The following is a 2,109-nucleotide window of genomic DNA, read 5'->3' on the forward strand; positions in this document are numbered from 1 at the left end:
CTCGAAACAGCACATTGAATACGCCCGCGAACTGGGCATGGACACCGTCGGCTTTCTGATGATGAGCCACATGATCCCGGCCGAGCAGTTGGCCGCTCAGGCCAAGCTGATGGAAAGTTACGGCGCCACGTGCGTGTACATGGCCGACTCCGGTGGGGCGATGAACATGCAGGATATCCGTGATCGCTTCCGCGCGTTTAAGGCCGTGCTCAAGCCAGAGACTGAGACCGGGATGCACGCCCACCACAACCTGAGCCTGGGTGTAGCGAACTCCATCACCGCCGTCGAGGAAGGCTGTGACCGCATCGACGCCAGCCTCGCCGGCATGGGCGCCGGGGCCGGTAACGCGCCGCTGGAGGTGTTCATCGCAGCTGCCGAGCGTCTCGGCTGGAACCACGGCACCGACCTTTACACGCTGATGGATGCGGCGGACGACATCGTGCGTCCCCTGCAGGATCGTCCGGTGCGTGTAGACCGCGAAACCTTGGCGCTGGGTTATGCCGGGGTCTACTCAAGCTTCCTGCGCCATGCCGAAGTCGCTGCTGCCAAGTACGGCCTGAAGACCCTCGACATCCTCGTCGAACTGGGCAAACGCCGGATGGTCGGCGGTCAGGAAGACATGATCGTTGATGTCGCGCTCGATCTACTCAAACGTTGATAATTAATACAATAAGGAATAGACAGTGAACAAATTGACCGAAGCAAGCACCAGCCGATTCGCCCAAGTAGGCGATATGCGACTGCACTACAACGATGCGGGCGAGGGCGAGGTGGTCATCATGGTCCACGGTTCCGGTGCCGGCGCCACGGGCTGGGCAAACTTTCACCGCAACATCGATGCATTCGTCGAAGCGGGCTACAGGGTGTTGCTTGTTGACTGCCCTGGATTTGGAAAGTCTGACCCATTGGTGACTGCCGAGCCTCGTTTCGCGGTTAATGCCCGGGCAGTGAAGGGGCTGATGGATGTGCTTGGTATCGACAAGGCCCACCTGATCGGTAACTCGATGGGCGGTGGCAGCTCGTTGGCGTTCTCTGTCGAGTTTCCCGAACGGTTAGGGAAAATGATTTTGATGGGGTCGGGCGGCGTCGGCAGTAGCAGTTTGTTTACCCCATTGCCCATGGAGGGGATCAAGCTGTTGTTCCAGGTCTATCGTGAGCCGACGCTGGAAAATCTGAAGAAGATGCTCGATGTCTTTGTCTATGACTCCAGCGCCTTGACCGAGGAGCTTATCCAACTGCGACTGGACAGTATTTTGGCCAACCCTCAGCACCTGGAGAACTTCCTTAAAAGCGTCGAGTTGAGCCACTTCAAACTGGGTGACTTCACCGCCAATCTGCCAGATATCAAGGCCGAGACTTTGATTACGTGGGGTCGGGACGACCGCTTCGTACCCATAGATTGGGCATTAAAACTGCTCTGCGGGATGCCTAATACTCGTCTGCATGTATTCAGTAAATGCGGACACTGGGCGCAATGGGAACACGCGCAGGCATTTAATCGTCTGGTAATCGACTTCCTTAAGCACTAGGTATTATCGGGTCGTCGCCAACGGCGTTGGATCGAACCGAAGTAAGCGATGTACGCGACAAACTAGCGGATCGCTGCTTCCCCTGCAGGGCCCATGGGGCCCTACAGGACGGCACATTTGCTTACCCCAATAATTCACATGCTCAAGCAGGCGCATTCAGCCAGGCAAGTGCGCCAACCAACATCGTTTCCAATCCGGTCTGCAGGGTCGGGTGAATTTGTGGATCAAACTTTGATGAATGGTTAGAGGGGATCTGGTTGATATTTGCGCTTGATACGGCCTGTTGCCATATCGATTTTTCGGTACTCCCCACGAACCAGAACACGTAGGGAACCTTCCACTCGCGCCCGAAAACACTAAAGTCTTCGCTGGCCGATGCCGGCGCGGTTTCATATGAGCGATCGGCGAAATGATCATCAAAAGCCTGCGCCAGTTTGGCGGTGGCTACGGCGTCGTTTTCAGTGACAGGGTAACTGTCAATGGTAGTGAACTCGGGCGGATGATCTGCATTGGAGGCTTGGCATTCCGCGGAGCAAATTCTGTGCACTGAGTCGAGCATCCGGCGGCGAACGTTGTCATC

At 56.5% G+C, this 2,109-nt stretch carries 2 protein-coding genes and 1 pseudogene; 2 read left to right on the forward strand and 1 reads right to left on the reverse strand.

Annotated elements, in window-relative coordinates; translation table 11 throughout:
* Together dmpG and M0974_RS20760 are read left to right on the forward strand one after the other, a co-directional pair.
* On the forward strand, positions 1 to 658 hold a 658-nt coding region (gene dmpG, locus M0974_RS20755; RefSeq protein ID WP_297841047.1), incomplete at its 5' end, for a 4-hydroxy-2-oxovalerate aldolase.
* A gap of 25 nt (positions 659 to 683) precedes the next feature.
* Positions 684 to 1,529 carry an alpha/beta fold hydrolase gene (locus tag M0974_RS20760; protein ID WP_297841052.1) on the forward strand — a complete coding sequence of 282 codons (846 nt, stop codon included), beginning with the start codon at positions 684 to 686 and terminating at the stop codon, positions 1,527 to 1,529.
* 142 nt (positions 1,530 to 1,671) lie between these two features.
* Here the strand turns inward: M0974_RS20760 and M0974_RS20765 are convergent.
* A pseudogene (locus tag M0974_RS20765) lies at positions 1,672 to 2,109 on the reverse strand (amidohydrolase); the annotation flags it as partial.

The organism is Pseudomonas sp. (genome assembly GCF_026224925.1).
In the GTDB taxonomy this organism is placed as follows: domain Bacteria; phylum Pseudomonadota; class Gammaproteobacteria; order Pseudomonadales; family Pseudomonadaceae; genus Aquipseudomonas.